This is a genomic window from Microcystis viridis FACHB-1342 (assembly GCF_014698335.1).
Classification (GTDB): Bacteria; Cyanobacteriota; Cyanobacteriia; order Cyanobacteriales; family Microcystaceae; genus Microcystis; species Microcystis ichthyoblabe_A.
Genome location: NZ_JACJSV010000020.1, coordinates 14,891 through 30,189, shown reverse-complemented (window position 1 = coordinate 30,189; position 15,299 = coordinate 14,891). Strand labels below are relative to the sequence as shown.

Below are 15,299 nucleotides of genomic sequence, written 5' to 3'. Positions count from 1 at the left end.
TCCTTTTAATAGTGACGTGGAGTATAAACCCATTGTTTTGTTTTACCTTGCCCAATAAGGCGAGTTTTACTCGATCCGACCAAAATTATAGTCCGCATATCCGCATCTTTAATAGTCATATCCTCTAGGAATTTCACCGTCACTGTTTCCCCTTTTCGCCCTAAATTACGCGCTAGTACCACGGGAGTTTGCGGCGATCGCCATTGTAATAAAATCTCTTTTGCCTTCTCCAATTGCCAAGTGCGCTCTTGAGACACAGGATTATAAAATGCGATCGCTAAATCTGCCCGGGCCGCTAACTCAATACGCTGAGAAATCACTTGCCAAGATTTGAGAATATCCGATAGGGAAATCGCACAAAAATCATGGCCTAAAGGTGCGCCAACCCTAGCAGCCGCCGCTTGCATGGCCGAAATCCCCGGACAGACCTGAATGGCCACCTGCTGCCATGCCGGTTTTGCTTTTTTTTCTAATACCTCAAACACGGCCGCGGCCATGGCATAAATGCCAGGATCTCCGGAGGAAACTAAGACAACCGATCGCCCCTTAGCCGCTAAATCTAGGGCTATTTCTGCGCGATCGAGTTCCACCCGATTATCCGATTCATGGCGGACAATTTCTGGTTTTTTCAGGAATTCTACCAAATCCAAATAGGTTTTATAACCCACCCAATCCGTGGCTTTTTCCAACACTTCTCGAACTTCCGGCGACATCCAATTTAGCGCACCCGGTCCAGTTCCGACTATGGCTAATTTACCTTGACTTTCTTGATCGAAATCCCCCGGGGACAAACCAGATTTTTCCTTAATTTGCTGGCTTTCTTCACAGAGATAAACTAAACAGTTACTGCTAGGTTTTGCCAAGTTTAAGTTATTTTTATCGATAATCTCAATGCTCAATTTTGCTGCTGATGAAATTGGTAAATTACTATTTTTTAACCAGTCCGCTTCACCGATTAATTTTACTTTTTCACCCGCCAATAAATCGGACAAAAACTTCTTAGCATCATCGGGATTAACTAACTGATAACCCGGGGGTGGCGATAATAAAGTCGTTTTAAATCTAATATCACCAGTGGTAGTAATTGCGGGGGAAATTTGCAAAACCGAGGCAATTTGACGAGCGAGATCATTAACCCCTTGTAAACCCCCCAACAAAGGCACTACGGCGCTGCCATCTTCTGCGATTGCTAATACAGGTGGTTCTTGCCATTTATTAGTTAATAAAGGTGCTAAAGTGCGAATTAAAATACCCGCCGCACAAATGCCAATAATTGGCGTTCCCGTCTGGAAAAATTCTCGCACCGTTTCGCCAAAATTATTATAGGTAAAATCAGCCGAATGGGTACGATCTATTAACCCATAAACCACTGCTTCCGGTAGGACCATTTGCACTTGACGAGCAACGGGGATACTGGTTTCTCCTAAAATGAGAATAGCTGGAGGTTTCATTTGGCTTCCCCTGACTGCGCTGCAGTTAACTTTTGGATAAATTCTTGATGTTCTACCGAGTTAATTCCAGCCTTTAAGATGTCCAACACCCGTGACATATTGCCGTTGAGCATGGCTGAAATATCTAACCACAAACCTGGAAATACTAGAGAGCAAATCACCCCTTCTTGGTTGGGTAACAAAGAAATATAATCGCCATTTTCTAAACTAAACCAATCAATCTTTTGATCAAATACCTGCCAAATAAGGTATTCTTGAATGCCACTGCGACGATAAGCACGTTTTTTATCCCCTAAATCTATGGCGGCACTACTAGCGGCAATTTCTACCACTAATTCCGGCGCTCCTTCTAGGTATCCCTCTACAGTTAGGGTTGATTTTCCCCCGCTTTCTTGACTAATTAATAACACCCCATCCGGCTGTAGTTCGTTGTCGATATCCAAGCGGACTGTTGGCTCAATACCCATTTGTACTTGGGGGGTAGCAACTTTGTATGTCCATAGCCAACCCACAAGATTGCCATGGGGTTCAGCATGAAATTTAAACCTTAATGGGGATGCCATATACACAACTCCTTCGATCAGTTCGGCTTTTTTTAATCCTGGCATAGCTTGATAACGGCGCTCGAATTCGGGACGAATTAAGCGATCCCCATTTTCTAACGGGGGTAAATGTTGAGTGGTTACAATCTGAGAAGTTAAGGATTTAACCGGAGAAGAAGTCATGGTGGCAGTCTTTGGGAACAAAACAGCATTGATTTTATTATAGATTGTTTCATCGGACTTCTTGAGGGATTTAACTTTTAACTGAAATTTCGCCAGAAGTCCTGAGCTTTTAGCGATGGGATGAATGGCAACCAACATATAGACAATTCCCCAAAACTATAGCATTTATCTTAGTGGTGAGGTACAAAGTTTTCGTTTTGGGAAGTCGGTAGTCGATACCAAATTAGGTTACACTTCATCTAGTATGAGAAACGCTGTCATAACTGATATAGCGCCCCTAAATGAAATGTAAACGTCCTCTGCTTGCCGTCAAGCGACACCCGACTTCTAGAGCCTACCCATTCACGAATCAATTAGGCACACTATAACTGATAACTGATAATCGATAACTGATAATGTTGGTTCCCCTTACCCGTCAATCGATCGAGCAAATTGTCCCGATTATCGCCACCGGCCCCCAGTACGCTCACTATTGGGGTAAATGGTCTGATTTTCTGCGCCGTTTATTCATTTCTATCATCGCTCTCACCGCAGCTTGGTTAATCGGTAATTTATTCGGCCCGGGTGGTTTAACAATTAAACTAATTTTCAACATTATCGCCGGTTTATATTGGCTCTGGGGTCCGGTTTATTGGGCCAGTGTTCGCAATAATACCTATCGTCGTCTTCCCTACGGGGGGTTTTGGCGCGGTCGCGTTTTCGATGCTTTTGTCACCGAGGAATTAATCGGGGAAGAAGAAAGGGTCAATAAACGCGGGGAATTAGAGATTATCGAAAATCGCCAACGCTGTATTAATCTAGAAATCGGTGATCAAACTGGCTTTTCGGCGATCGTTCGCGCTCCCCTCAAACGCATTCATAAATCGATCCGTCCCGGGATGGTGGCCGAAGCTTTGTTAATGTCTCGAGAACCCGATTTAGGGGATATCAATCAGCTTTCTGATGTCCATCTTCCCCAACTCGACCAGTGGATAGGGGAATATCCTGTGCTGCGACGGGATATTTTCCAGCAAGTTAGTCGCGAATTGGGAGGGGGAAAAGAACCCCGGCCAAAACCTTCTCGTTATTCTAATAATGTCATCCGAAGACGCAAAACCCGTTAATGGTTCGGCGATCTTTGAAAAGATACCAGTTTCTCAGTCATCAATGAATAATAATTTACAGATTTTGGCTAATTTAATCCTTGTTTTTGCTGTTTTTGAACCATCAAAAATTAATTATGCAAGGGGTTCAATATAATGTTAATTGAGCTTAGAAGGAGATAAATTGATGACGGCATCCTATGAGCAAGACTTTGGACTTTGGGCCGAACAAATGGCCGATTTATTAGCCTCTGGTCGGTTTTCCGAGTTGGATATTGAGAATTTAGTCGAAGAGGTGCGGGATTTGTCGAAACGGGAGCGCGATCGCTTACTCGCTAGTCTCAGATTAATTTTGCATCATTTATTAAAGTGGGACTATCAACCTCAACGGCGATCCAGGGGTTGGTTGGGAACTATTCAGGGAGAAAGAGCTAATATTAGGCTTTATTTGGACGATAGCCCCAGTTTAAGGCGATATTTAACCGATGAAAGCCTATTTAAACTCTATGCTGTTGCTTGTTGCGATGCCTTTAGAGGGACGGGATTGGAGTTTCCCCCCGTTTGTCCCTACGGTATTGAGGATATTTTAAATCGTTCTCTTCATTTGTCGGAACGATAGACGAATCCCCTCACCTAACGACTGTATCTTAGAATACATTTTGCCTACCAAAACCAGCCGAAACCCCTAGTGATTTTCTTCTTCTCTATTTTCAATATTTATTGCTGACATTTCTGAAGGCAAAGGAGTTGCTAACGAATATTGACATCAATCATCAATTGATTTTTTTCAATCTTTATATTCGCTCTTTTCACAACAATGAAAGCAGAAATAGAATCACTGGCATCGTATTCAAGAGAAAAATCTCTTTTATAACTAGCGTCCTCTAACCATTCAGCAATATTACGCCAATTCTCTACCTTGCCATTATTATTACCCACCAGTTCTTTAACGTATTGATAGAGTGTAGTACATAAATCTACCTCAACTCCTTTACGACTCTTCTTGAGTTTTTCAGCAATTTCTGTGGGACTATAACCGCAGAGTAATCCTTGTAAATGTTTTTTTTCAGTAGGAGTCAGTCGCTTTCCCTTAACAGAAGCAAGATCAAGATAAAGAGTTTCTAAGTCCCATTGACTCATAGCTCGGGAAAAAGGGTCATTATTGGTATCCATAAATTTTTGCCTAAAAATTTCCTAGTCCGATTCTAGCATAATTCCTAGTGTTGACTAATTGAATGATGTAGAACTATAACTTATTGTAAATGATTAGTAAACAACCACTTTTTAATTGAGGTAATTAAATATGCCTAGTTATACTCCTCCTACCAGTTATACTGGTACTAAAAATGGCGATAGAATCTACGGATCTGCTCAAAATGATTATATTTTTGGGGCTGGTGGGGATGATAAATTATATGGCGGTCGTGGAAATGATACTCTTGCGGGAGGTGAAGGAAATGACTATCTTGATGGAGGCGATGGTGACGATATTTTGCAAGGATCGGACACTCTTAATTATTACTACGGCATCCCCGGTCTAACTGTCCCAGAATATGATACTTTAGTTGGAGGTGCGGGTCGTGATACATTTGTAATTGGGAATAATCGAGGTAATCTTAATATGGGACCAGGTTATGCAGTAATAGCTGATTTTATCTCTTTTGTTGATCGCATTCAAGTTAAACGAAGTGGAGTATCTGCAGTAACTGGTATTACTCTTAAAAAACAAAATATGGTTGGAGGAGGTGCTTCAGATACACTTATTTATAATGGTACAGATTTGATAGCAGTTGTTCAAGATAATAGTAGTTTACAATTAAATAGTAGTTATTTTAACTTTGTTTAATGCAACTATCAGATTTTGTAGGGTGCGTGTTTGCGGCTACTAATTCTGATCAAAAACCAAAATCAATAATCCGCTCCCCACGCAGCAAATTTATTATTAAATTGGTGCATTATGCTTTCGCACTTCACACCCTAAGAGTGGTAAGAAGTTGAAGGGTGATCGTTCTTGTCGGTGGGGTGGAGTGCGATCTCTGTCATCGAATAAGATATAATTGGGAAGGTAAAAATAGTTAAAGCATTATGAGTTACCAAAACATTATTACCATTGAACCTGGAAAACGAAGCGGAAAACCCTGCATTCGAGGAATGCGTATAACTGTGTACGATATTCTAGAATATTTAGCAGGAGGAATGACAGAAGCAGAAATTCTTGAGGATTTTTCAGAATTAACTTCCGAGGATATCAAAGCTTGTTTGGCTTTTGCTGCTGATCGAGAGAAAAAATTATTTATCACCTCTTTATGAAACTGTTATTAGATGAAAATTTGTCAGATCGGATTATTGATAAAATAATTGATTTATATTCTGATTCTCAGCGCGTCAAGACTTTAGGACTGATCAATACTGATGATGCACTTATCTGGGAATTTGCCAAATTCAACGATTTTGTAATTGTCTCTAAAGATGCCGATTTTCATCAGCGCAGTCTATTATATGGTCATCCACCCAAATTTATCTATCTTCGTATTGGCAATAGTCCCACTGCAAAGATTATCGAAATTTTAAGAGTTTATTTTTTAATTATTGTTGAATTTTTTGATAGTGAAACAGAAAGTCTGTTGATATTAAGTTAAGTGCGATCGCTGATCTTGTAGGGTGCGTGTTTGCGGTTACTAATTCTGTTAAAAAACCAAAATCAATAATCTGCACCCCACGCACCAACTTTGTCATTAAATTGGTGCGTTACTACGATTAATTTTCTCACTGGATTGACCCAAGGAAACCCAACACACATTAGATAGGGTTTGCCGAAAAAGCTTTTCGTGGGGTTAGGAGTCAGTCCCGATGAAAAAATTTTCACCACCACAGATGAAAGAGGTTTCTTTCCCTACACCCTACACCCTACACCCTACACCCTCTTTCCAGTCAGTCCCGATGAAAAAATTTTCACCACCACAGATGAAAGAGGTTTCTTTCCCTACACCCCACACCCGTTCAGACCTCGGCCATCTATATATATAGGGTTTGCCGAAAAAGTGGGGTTAGGAGTGAGTATTCAGTATTCAGATGCGGGTTTTCAGTTCACTGTTCACAGCAAAATACTCCCCACTTCCCCACTTCCCCACTTCCCTATCCCTTTTAAACAGGATTTATTATTAGCCTGTATCAGCATTTCTGATTACGTTGTTAAGTTTGGCTAATAACACCTTATTTTTAGTTCCTTGTCAAGCCCCTATTATAATTTTTAATCTTTGATTCTTAGTCCGATTTAACATTGATATTAAAAATCTGGTTTTTTGTAGCGAAGAAAACAGTTTTATTAACCATTATCTGCAGCTATAGAGGGAAATCGGGGGGGGCTGATAATCCTTGAAAGCCTTGTCAATACTAGCGTTATTACCTTTCGAAATTTCACTAATTCCCTAAGTTTTCCTAACCTTGACCCCCTCTAGGAGACAAAAAATTCAAAACCTATTATCCTAACTTGGTTCTTAGCGCAAGTCAACCCTTTATTTAAATTTTTGATTCTCTTGCCCGATAACGATATAAATTCTCGTAATGACCAACCAATTTTCCGTGATAGGGTTGAACAGAACGCAACCAAGTTAGCTTTGCAAGCAAAAAGGAATGTTAGCAAATTCCTTCAGCTTTGCATTGGGAACTTGCTAACGCACAATAAGAAGGTCTATGAATAAACAACTGATCAACAAACTACAAGCTGTAACCGCCCTTACGGTAGTGGGGACTACAGCCTCGATAATTTGTTCCCAGACAGCAGGACACAGCAACAGCTTGACGAATATTAGCGTAGGTCGTCAAACTGTTATCGAGTCAACTACTCAAACCGTTCTGTCCGCTTTTTCTAATAGTCGAACATTCGATTCAGATATTAAAGTATCACGTTCGGTTCAAGATAATGCTAACGAAATTCTAAAAACTTTGGAGTCCCTAGTGGACAAAGAAAATACCGTCCCGGCAAGCGTTACACCCCGAACCCAAGAGGCCATTCCTTCGACCATACAACCCCAATCACAACCCAATCAAGTCAAACCGGCCCCGGCCAGCAATCCTGCCTCAGTGACACCAGCAGAGAAGCCAAAAACAACCCAGGGGACAAAAACCAGCAGTCGCCCCCGTAAACGGGGAATGGCCTCTTGGTATGGTCCTGGTTTCCACGGTCGTCGCACCGCTAGTGGTGAGACTTTTAACTCTGGTGGTTTAACTGCCGCTCATCGCTATCTACCTTTCGGCACTAGGGTTAGGGTAACTAATCTGCGTAATGGGCGCTCGGTGGTGGTCAGAATTAACGATCGCGGTCCGTTTACTGGTGGTCGCGTCATCGACCTCTCCAGAGGTGCTGCAGCGATTATCGGTGTCTTCCAGTCGGGAGTTGCCCCAGTGGTCTTGGAAGTTTTAGGCAGATAATCAGTTATCAGTTATCAGTAAACAGTTATCAGTAAACAGTAAGCAGTGAAAAGACAGCACTGTTAATGCTACTCAATACCCCTCACTCAATAATGCGTCTTGGAAAATTCAGTACAAATGATCGGGATTCCTCCTTATCCCTGACTTGAAAGAGGGTGTAGGGTGTAGGGTGTAGGGTGTGGGGTGTAGGGAAGGAAACCTCTTTCATCTGTGGGGGTGAAAATTTTTTCATCGGGACTGACCAAAAACTCACATCTGATCAGTGGTAACTGGTAACTGGTAACTGATCAGTGATCACTGATAACTGATCACTGATCACTGGTAACTGATCACTGATAACTGGTAACTGATCACTGCTATAGTGATCCTACTGGGATTTGACGGGGTTTATGTTAGAAATTAACGATTTATCGGTTAATTATGGCGGAATAAAGGCATTACAGCAGGTCAGCTTAAGGGTAGAAACGGGGGAAATTGTCACCCTCATTGGAGCGAACGGAGCAGGAAAAACGACGACTCTAAAGACGATATCTCGGCTTTTAACGGCAAAGACCGGGCGAATAATTTATCAGGGTCAAGATATTACCCATTTACCGCCCCATGAAATCGTTAAACGGGGAATTGCCCATAGTCCGGAAGGTAGAAGAATCTTAGCTCGTCAAACAGTCTTGACAAATTTGCAGTTAGGTGCCTATACGAGGAGCGATCGCCTAGGAGTAAAAAGCGATATCGAAGAGCAGTGGCAACTTTTTCCCCGACTATCGGAGCGCCGAGAGCAGTTAGCGGGAACCCTAAGCGGTGGGGAACAACAGATGCTGGCGATCGCCAGAGCTTTAATGAGTCGTCCCAAGTTATTGTTACTAGACGAACCCAGTTTAGGACTAGCGCCGCAGATAGTGCGAGAAATCTTCAGTATTATCCGTAAATTAAATGAATCGGGAGTAACTATCCTGTTAGTGGAACAAAACGCCAATTTAGCCCTAGAAACTGCCAATCGCGGCTATGTTTTGGAAGCGGGACGCTTGACTATGGCGGGAAAAGCTGGGGATTTACTCAGGGATGAGCGGGTCAAACAAGCTTATTTAGGTTAATCGATGATGATACGGCAACTATAGATAAAATTCTATGGTAAAGGTAGGCCAAAAAATATTCACAAAATTTTACAAAGTCGCATAAAATGAACACATAACGAAATAGGTATTTTTTCTTACTGCCATGCTAACGGCTAACTTCCCCTGGCTCACCGCCATCATTTTGCTCCCCCTGCTTGCCTCCTTCCTAATCCCTGTAATCCCCGACAAGGAAGGAAAAACCGTTCGTTGGTTCGCGCTTGGAGTCGGACTAGCAGACTTTATATTAATGTGTTACGTCTTTTTACAAAAATATGATTTAAGCAACCCCAACCTACAATTAGTAGAAAAAATCGATTGGGTTCCCCAAATTGGTTTAAGTTGGGCGGTGTCGGTGGATGGTATCTCGGCACCGTTAGTTTTATTAGCAGGATTGGTGACAACCCTTTCTATCTTGGCCGCGTGGCAAGTGGACCGTAAACCCCGTTTATTCTACTTCCTGATGCTGTTGCTCTACGCCGCTCAGATTGGTGTTTTCGTCGCCCAAGACTTATTATTATTCTTTTTAATGTGGGAAATCGAGTTAATTCCCGTTTATCTACTCGTTTCCATCTGGGGTGGTCAAAAACGTCGTTATGCCGCCACTAAATTCTTACTCTACACCGCCGCCGCTTCTATCTTCATCCTCGTTGCCGGTCTAGCCATGGCTCTTTACGGTGGTGGTACGATGACCTTTGACATGGCGGAATTAGGATTTAAAGATTATCCCCTCGCTTTAGAATTAGTCCTTTACGCTGGTTTATTAATCGCTTTCGGGGTCAAACTCGCCATCTTCCCCCTCCATACTTGGCTCCCCGATGCTCACGGTGAAGCTTCTGCACCTGTATCGATGATTCTCGCTGGTGTTCTCCTCAAAATGGGTGGTTATGGTTTAATCCGTCTTAATATGGGGCTTCTACCCGATGCACACATCTACTTTGCCCCGATTCTAGCGATTCTCGGTGTCGTCAATATTATCTACGGTGCTTTCGCTTCCTTCGGTCAACAAAACATGAAACGCCGTCTCGCTTATTCCTCGGTTTCACACATGGGATTCGTCCTTTTAGGGATTGCTTCCTTCACCGATGTGGGTATTAGCGGCGCTATGTTACAAATGCTCTCCCATGGTTTAATTGCCGCCGTCTTATTCTTCCTTGCTGGTGTCACCTATGACCGCACCCATACCTTAGCTTTAAACGAGATGGGTGGGATTGCTCAAGCGATGCCGAAAGTCTTCGCTCTCTTTACTGCTGGCGCCATGGCTTCCCTAGCGTTACCCGGAATGAGCGGTTTTGCCAGTGAAATTACTGTATTCATCGGTGTCACTAGCAGTGACGTTTATAGCCAAACCTTCCGGGTTGTGACTGTTTTCCTCGCTTCCGTTGGTTTAATCCTCACCCCGATTTATCTACTCTCCATGCTTCGTCAAGTTTTCTACGGAGATGGTTCTTCCTGCGATATTACTAACATTACCCTCAACAAAAGTAACGAACAGGCAGTTTGTTTTGGTACTAGCTGTGTCCTTCCTGACGAATCAGAATATATTGACGCTAAACCCAGAGAAATCTTTATCGCTGTCTCTTTCCTCGCTTTGATTGTCGCTATCGGTTTTTATCCCCAACTCGCTACCCGTATCTACGATGTGAAAACGGTGGCAGTTAACTCGGAAGTGCGTCAAGCTTACACAGAAATCGCCGCTACTCGTCAAAATATCTACGCTGAAACTCAACCGGACGTAAGCGCCAAAGTTGCCAGTATATTCCAATAAATTGGCAAGTCTAAAGTGAATAGGTTATCAGGAGTAGAAATTCTGCTCCTGATTTTTTTGGCGAGGAAAAAGATGCGAGCATTTATACTAAAATCTAAGGTAGCCGGTTTAATATCGTCTCTGGGATCAAAACAAAAGCTTAGAATAGAGAAAATATGTGGACTTTTATTGATTTATTTGCCGGTATAGGAGGATTTAGAATCGCCCTAGAGAATCTCGGTTGTCAATGCGTTTTTTCCTCGGAAATCGATCCTCACTCCCAAAAGGTTTACTTGGCTAACTATGGTCATTTACCCGATAATCAAGACATCAGAAAATTAGAGGTAAAAACTGTCCCCGATCATGATATACTCTGCGGCGGTTTTCCCTGTCAAGCCTTTAGTATCGCCGGCAGAAAACACGGTTTTGAAGATGCACGCGGAACCTTATTTTTTGAAGTTGCCCGGATCCTACACGAAAAGAAACCGAAAGCTTTTATCTTAGAAAATGTCCAGGGTTTAGTCCATCATGATCGAGGTAAAACTTTAAAAACTATTTTAGATATATTAGAAAAGGATTTGCATTATTTTGTCCCTAGTCCCCAGATTTTAAATGCCAGATATTTTGGGGTTCCTCAAAACCGTCCCCGAATTTTTATCGTCGGTTTTCGAGAAGATTTAAATATTTACCATTTTTCCTATCCCCAACCAACCCATCAAGAAACTTGTCTCAAAGATATTCTAGAAGAAAAGGAAGTCAGCGTTAAATATTATCTCTCTAATCAGTATTTAGAAACCTTGTTTAAACACAGGGCCAGACACCAAAATAAAGGTAATGGGTTCGGTTATGAGATTATTTCTCCCGATGGTATCGCTAATGCTATTGTGGTGGGAGGTATGGGAAAAGAAAGAAATTTAGTTATCGATCAAAGACTGACTAATTTTACTCCGGTTACTCGCATTAAGGGAGAGGTAAATAAATTATTCGTCCGCAGAATGACCCCCAGAGAATGGGCAAGATTACAGGGATTTCCCGATAGTTTTCAGATTGTTGTTAGCGATGTCCAAGCTTATAAACAGTTCGGCAATTCTGTGGCTATTCCCGTGGTAAAAGCAGTGGCAAAAGAGGTGATTAAAGCTTTAGATTTATCCAGAAATTCTCAAGAAAATATCAGGGTTAGAGACCTACAGGGAAAACAATTAGAACTATTGTCAATCTGAGGAACAATAACAATTTTTTCTAGGGGTTTGGGTATAGGACAGCGTTTCTTATCAAGATGAAGTATAACCTAATTTGCTATGGACGACCGACGACAGGCTCCCCAAAACCAAAACTTCCTATCTCACCGTTAAGATAACTGCTATAATAATGGTTAATTATTTAATCAATGCGATTGCTGTTTATGCTGAAGTCTGACTGGATTAAATTAATCAATGCTATTCGTCTCCGAAAAATTAATTATCAGGGTAAAGATGGTGAATTTAGTTATCGATTCTTTTACCAACAAATATCAGATTCTAGAAGACATTTAGAAGACGATAAAAATATCACTTTCACTCTACAAAAATCTGGACTGGAGTTTTGTGGCGAAAATAATAAATTTTCTTTGACTTGTTTTTATAACTATGAAATCGCCCCCGCACTTAATCAGCAAGAAACCTATCAGTTTGAGCAAGTGTTAAAAAAGTCAATTGATGACGTTTTTTCTGATCGTATTTGCACTGGACAAAGAGATTTTACACTGAGTTCCTCTTTCAGTAGTTCTCATAGTACAGATAACTTCTTTTACCATGCTGGTTTTTATGCCGCAGCTTTTCTATATGCTTTTGATGTCAAAGAACCAAAAATGCAGTTAATCGATCAACAATGGATAGTAATTGATGAAAAACTAGGCTACTTAGATTTTGCTACCTATTTTAGCTATCCAAAAGCTATTCCTATCAAACTGCCTATCCCTAAAATTATCGATTTAAAAACTACATCAAATTTTCAATTAGCAGAAGGGGTAGAAATAAACGATAAAGATCATACTAATTATCAGCAATCTTCCCAATACTTAGATGAGATCAGAAGGGAAATTAAAGATGGTTTACTTGACCAATAATAGAGTAAATCGGGATAATAAATGCCTCTCTTGTCCTTTGTCTAATAATTTTTACTCATTAAATATCCGTTCCTTAACGAGAGCTTGATTTTTTTCCTACAAATGAGAGATTACCTAACGCACTCTACCTAAAATTTTCTTAATAGATAGACTATAAGCAATGTTTTTTCTAACAGCAAAATAGGATTCTGACTAGACGCGGTTTTTCCTTAGAGGTGACAATAAAAGAGCAGTAGAGGTGATGGTTTCGCCGGTTGTGCTTGTTAAAGGTATCTTTCTTATACTACACTTGTAACATCAATAGGTTTTAGTATTCGGGAGAAAAAATTATGCGGACAATCACACGCACCACCACTACCGAGATGGAAGTCACCAGCATTCGTCTGGAAAGAGTCCTCAAAGACAAGCTGAAAGAGATTTCCGGCAATCAAGGTTATCAAGCACTCATTCGCGATGTCTTATGGAATTTCGTTCAGCAGAAATCAGGAGATTATCGACCGCAGTTTTGTGCTGGCGATATAAGGGCAGTATTTAACGCTACAGCTAGAAAAAATGAGATTTGCGCTCTTACAGGCAATTTAATCCCCGCTAATGCAACAATGTTGTTAGGTTTGACCATCCATGGCGATTTAGTCCCGTTGAGTATGGATAGTTATACCAATTAAATTAAAATAAGTTTGACTAGGGTGGGGCAAAATCCAGTATAGTTAGTCCTCACCCAAGGGAGATGGGAAGTGGGAATTATAAATTTAAATTATGAATTATGAATTGAGAGGTGGGGGGTTTTTTGCCGTGAACAGTGAACTGATAACCGATAACTGATAACTAATGACTGAAGCGATTTTACGAGTGGTTTTAATCAATCCGCAAATTCCGCCAAATACGGGGAATATTGCCCGTACTTGCGCTGCAACCAAGACAGAATTGCATTTAGTCGGTCCCTTGGGTTTTGAAATTAGCGATCGCTATCTGAAGCGGGCCGGCTTAGATTATTGGCCCTATGTAAAACTTATGTACCACTTGACAATAGATGATTTCTGTGCATATCAACAAAAGAGCGGCGGAAGGGCGATCGGGTTTACCGTGCGCGGCAGCAGCAGTTATGTGGAATACAGCTATCAAAGCGGAGATTGGCTACTTTTTGGCAGTGAAACCGACGGTATTCCAGCAGATTTATTAAATAAGTGCGATGACACGGTTTATATTCCCATGGCAGAACCGGGGGTGAGAAGTTTAAATCTTTCCGTTAGTGTGGCGATCGGATTATTTGAGGCCAGACGACAATTGGGATTTATTCGTTAGCGGGATATTTGGCTATATAAACAGAGCAAATAAACTTAATTGAGCAAAAAATCAGAAAATTGTTTTTATTTAGCTCATTTTTGACCATATCAGGAAAAATAGAGATCGCAGTCAATTTTGTCCGTAATAACAGCAAGAAATTATGTGGATTATCCTAGAGCAAATTAATTGTTGCTCCTTGTTAATTACATAATTTATTGAAAATAAAAAGGCAAGATGAGGCTCATGAATATCTTCGACCTTTCTCGAAAACATTTTGGCAATCTACAGCTTTTTAATCGGCAAAAATCCACCTCTGGCTTAACTCAAGTCGAGATGTTAGTTACCCTAATTTTATTAGGAATTCTCTTAACCATTGCCCTTTCTGCTTATCATCGTTTAATGGCTTGGATTCGCTTAAATATCGCCACCTTTGAAATATCACAACATTGGAAACATACCCGTTATCAAGCCACGGGAGAAGGTTCTGATCCCCTATCTTTGTGCATGGCAGAAAATGAAACCGAACAGATTAAAGTGGCAAAAGTGCAAGGAAACGAATGTGAGAATGTCACCGATTGGACTCCCATCACTCGCGGTGTTAGCATCGATACTAATAATTCTAGCCTACGCCGAGTTAGTGGACCTGTGGGTAATCAAGGTACAATTTATCGCGCTAGTTGGGCCGATACAAGGGGGGGTTTAGGAGGTTCTTGGGGACAGTTAGGCAGAATTACTTTAGTTGCTTCCGGCACACCCGACAAACGCTGTTTATTTTTATTCCATGTTGACGGTAGTTGGGATATTCGCCAAGATAATGGATGTGTGCGTTAAAGGCTGATTTAAAACTAGGGAATCAGACGATCGATTTGTTGAGCTAAATCAAAATCTAAGTTACTCAAACCTCCCACGTCATGGGTAGTGAGGGAAAGAGTAACGCGATTATAATTGATAGTAATATCAGGATGATGGCCTAGTAATTCAGCCGGAGTAACTAAGCGATTAACAAAAGCGATGGCTTCGATAAAATTGTTAAATTTAAAAGTTTTTTCAATCCGTTGATCTCGTAACTGCCAGCCGGGGATAGTCTGTAATTGTTGGGAGATTTCTCGATCGGATAAACGAGTAGCGGGTAAAGAGAGGACTAATTCCCCAGTTAACCCAATCATGAAAGCGATCGCTATTGCTAAGAATTGCTTCAACATTGAAGACGCTCCCGTAGTTGTGGTGAGCAGAAAAAGTGATCGATCGGGAGAGCATAAGCCCAAAATCTAACATAAAAATCCAACATTAAGAAACACATTACACCAAAATATCGAGAGAGCCAGGCTCAAAAATCTAGAATCCTGACTGATAGCCTTTCTGGGGG

At 41.3% G+C, this 15,299-nt stretch carries 18 protein-coding genes; 14 read left to right on the top strand and 4 right to left on the bottom strand.

What is annotated here, in order from left to right; genetic code table 11:
• Window positions 1-5 precede the first annotated feature (5 nt).
• Both cobJ and H6G40_RS08845 read right to left on the bottom strand, forming a co-directional pair.
• On the bottom strand, window positions 6-1,451 hold the full coding sequence (cobJ, locus tag H6G40_RS08850) for a precorrin-3B C(17)-methyltransferase (protein WP_069475378.1): 1,446 nt from the start codon (window positions 1,449-1,451) through the stop codon (window positions 6-8).
• Entirely contained in the window at window positions 1,448-2,314 is an 867-nt protein-coding gene (locus H6G40_RS08845) for a Uma2 family endonuclease (protein WP_190537542.1), read from the bottom strand. The genes cobJ and H6G40_RS08845 overlap by 4 nt, the downstream gene beginning before the upstream one ends.
• Window positions 2,315-2,571: 257 nt before the next feature.
• On the opposite strand from H6G40_RS08845, the gene H6G40_RS08840 reads away from it, so the two are divergent.
• Both H6G40_RS08840 and H6G40_RS08835 read left to right on the top strand, forming a co-directional pair.
• Complete coding sequence (locus H6G40_RS08840) at window positions 2,572-3,279, top strand: phosphate ABC transporter permease (protein ID WP_190537540.1); 708 nt, start codon at window positions 2,572-2,574, stop codon at window positions 3,277-3,279.
• Between the two features lie 166 nt (window positions 3,280-3,445).
• Window positions 3,446-3,877, top strand: a complete 432-nt coding sequence (locus H6G40_RS08835; protein ID WP_190537538.1) for a DUF29 domain-containing protein — start codon at window positions 3,446-3,448, stop codon at window positions 3,875-3,877.
• Window positions 3,878-4,008: 131 nt separating this feature from the next.
• Here H6G40_RS08835 and H6G40_RS08830 read toward each other — a convergent pair whose 3' ends face one another.
• A complete protein-coding gene (locus H6G40_RS08830; protein ID WP_199309381.1) occupies window positions 4,009-4,431 on the bottom strand; it encodes a helix-turn-helix transcriptional regulator in 423 nt (140 codons plus the stop codon).
• 130 nt (window positions 4,432-4,561) lie between these two features.
• Here H6G40_RS08830 and H6G40_RS23665 point away from each other — a divergent pair, with 130 nt between their 5' ends.
• The 12 genes from H6G40_RS23665 (at window position 4,562) to H6G40_RS08770 (ending at window position 14,764) form a co-directional block, all read left to right on the top strand.
• Complete coding sequence (locus H6G40_RS23665) at window positions 4,562-5,104, top strand: hemolysin-type calcium-binding repeat family protein (protein WP_002739712.1); 543 nt, start codon at window positions 4,562-4,564, stop codon at window positions 5,102-5,104.
• Window positions 5,105-5,343: 239 nt separating this feature from the next.
• Entirely contained in the window at window positions 5,344-5,568 is a 225-nt protein-coding gene (locus H6G40_RS08820) for a DUF433 domain-containing protein (protein ID WP_002804005.1), read from the top strand.
• On the top strand, window positions 5,565-5,897 hold the full coding sequence (locus tag H6G40_RS08815) for a DUF5615 family PIN-like protein (protein ID WP_069475376.1): 333 nt from the start codon (window positions 5,565-5,567) through the stop codon (window positions 5,895-5,897). Before H6G40_RS08820 ends, H6G40_RS08815 begins: the two co-directional genes overlap by 4 nt.
• Window positions 5,898-6,068: 171 nt before the next feature.
• Window positions 6,069-6,464 carry a hypothetical protein gene (locus H6G40_RS08810; RefSeq protein WP_238560615.1) on the top strand — a complete coding sequence of 132 codons (396 nt, stop codon included), beginning with the start codon at window positions 6,069-6,071 and terminating at the stop codon, window positions 6,462-6,464.
• A gap of 487 nt (window positions 6,465-6,951) precedes the next feature.
• Complete coding sequence (locus H6G40_RS08805; protein WP_042791113.1) at window positions 6,952-7,689, top strand: septal ring lytic transglycosylase RlpA family protein; 738 nt, start codon at window positions 6,952-6,954, stop codon at window positions 7,687-7,689.
• 389 nt (window positions 7,690-8,078) lie between these two features.
• Window positions 8,079-8,780, top strand: coding sequence for an ABC transporter ATP-binding protein (locus tag H6G40_RS08800; RefSeq protein ID WP_069475375.1), 702 nt, complete (start codon window positions 8,079-8,081; stop codon window positions 8,778-8,780).
• Window positions 8,781-8,904: 124 nt separating this feature from the next.
• Window positions 8,905-10,566, top strand: coding sequence for an NAD(P)H-quinone oxidoreductase subunit 4 (locus tag H6G40_RS08795; protein ID WP_069475374.1), 1,662 nt, complete (start codon window positions 8,905-8,907; stop codon window positions 10,564-10,566).
• 155 nt (window positions 10,567-10,721) lie between these two features.
• A complete protein-coding gene (locus H6G40_RS08790) occupies window positions 10,722-11,765 on the top strand; it encodes a DNA cytosine methyltransferase (RefSeq protein ID WP_130757846.1) in 1,044 nt (347 codons plus the stop codon).
• A 182-nt stretch (window positions 11,766-11,947) separates the two neighbouring features.
• Entirely contained in the window at window positions 11,948-12,649 is a 702-nt protein-coding gene (locus H6G40_RS08785) for a hypothetical protein (protein ID WP_103111574.1), read from the top strand.
• 329 nt (window positions 12,650-12,978) lie between these two features.
• A complete protein-coding gene (locus H6G40_RS08780) occupies window positions 12,979-13,314 on the top strand; it encodes a hypothetical protein (protein ID WP_002776760.1) in 336 nt (111 codons plus the stop codon).
• A gap of 163 nt (window positions 13,315-13,477) precedes the next feature.
• Window positions 13,478-13,951 (top strand): tRNA (cytidine(34)-2'-O)-methyltransferase, encoded by a 474-nt coding sequence (locus H6G40_RS08775; protein ID WP_069475372.1) that lies wholly within the window; start codon window positions 13,478-13,480, stop codon window positions 13,949-13,951.
• A 225-nt stretch (window positions 13,952-14,176) separates the two neighbouring features.
• Entirely contained in the window at window positions 14,177-14,764 is a 588-nt protein-coding gene (locus H6G40_RS08770) for a hypothetical protein (RefSeq protein ID WP_002739517.1), read from the top strand.
• 14 nt (window positions 14,765-14,778) lie between these two features.
• On the opposite strand, the gene H6G40_RS08765 is transcribed toward H6G40_RS08770, so the two are convergent.
• The gene (locus tag H6G40_RS08765; RefSeq protein ID WP_002740209.1) at window positions 14,779-15,135 is read right to left on the bottom strand and encodes a 4a-hydroxytetrahydrobiopterin dehydratase; all 357 of its coding nucleotides are present in this window, start codon (window positions 15,133-15,135) and stop codon (window positions 14,779-14,781) included.
• Window positions 15,136-15,299: the final 164 nt, after the last annotated feature.

Bases quoted from the DNA above. Each gene is read 5' to 3' on its own strand.
- H6G40_RS08840 (WP_190537540.1), top strand. From the start codon at position 2,572: ATGTTGGTTCCCCTTACCCGTCAATCGATCGAGCAAATTGTCCCGATT.
- H6G40_RS08770 (WP_002739517.1), top strand. From the start codon at position 14,177: ATGAATATCTTCGACCTTTCTCGAAAACATTTTGGCAATCTACAGCTT.
- cobJ (WP_069475378.1), bottom strand. From the start codon at position 1,451: ATGAAACCTCCAGCTATTCTCATTTTAGGAGAAACCAGTATCCCCGTT.
- H6G40_RS23665 (WP_002739712.1), top strand. From the start codon at position 4,562: ATGCCTAGTTATACTCCTCCTACCAGTTATACTGGTACTAAAAATGGC.
- H6G40_RS08765 (WP_002740209.1), bottom strand. From the start codon at position 15,135: ATGTTGAAGCAATTCTTAGCAATAGCGATCGCTTTCATGATTGGGTTA.
- H6G40_RS08805 (WP_042791113.1), top strand. From the start codon at position 6,952: ATGAATAAACAACTGATCAACAAACTACAAGCTGTAACCGCCCTTACG.
- H6G40_RS08820 (WP_002804005.1), top strand. From the start codon at position 5,344: ATGAGTTACCAAAACATTATTACCATTGAACCTGGAAAACGAAGCGGA.
- H6G40_RS08830 (WP_199309381.1), bottom strand. From the start codon at position 4,431: ATGGATACCAATAATGACCCTTTTTCCCGAGCTATGAGTCAATGGGAC.
- H6G40_RS08815 (WP_069475376.1), top strand. From the start codon at position 5,565: ATGAAACTGTTATTAGATGAAAATTTGTCAGATCGGATTATTGATAAA.
- H6G40_RS08775 (WP_069475372.1), top strand. From the start codon at position 13,478: ATGACTGAAGCGATTTTACGAGTGGTTTTAATCAATCCGCAAATTCCG.
- H6G40_RS08795 (WP_069475374.1), top strand. From the start codon at position 8,905: ATGCTAACGGCTAACTTCCCCTGGCTCACCGCCATCATTTTGCTCCCC.
- H6G40_RS08800 (WP_069475375.1), top strand. From the start codon at position 8,079: ATGTTAGAAATTAACGATTTATCGGTTAATTATGGCGGAATAAAGGCA.
- H6G40_RS08845 (WP_190537542.1), bottom strand. From the start codon at position 2,314: ATGTTGGTTGCCATTCATCCCATCGCTAAAAGCTCAGGACTTCTGGCG.
- H6G40_RS08785 (WP_103111574.1), top strand. From the start codon at position 11,948: ATGCTGAAGTCTGACTGGATTAAATTAATCAATGCTATTCGTCTCCGA.
- H6G40_RS08835 (WP_190537538.1), top strand. From the start codon at position 3,446: ATGACGGCATCCTATGAGCAAGACTTTGGACTTTGGGCCGAACAAATG.
- H6G40_RS08790 (WP_130757846.1), top strand. From the start codon at position 10,722: ATGTGGACTTTTATTGATTTATTTGCCGGTATAGGAGGATTTAGAATC.
- H6G40_RS08780 (WP_002776760.1), top strand. From the start codon at position 12,979: ATGCGGACAATCACACGCACCACCACTACCGAGATGGAAGTCACCAGC.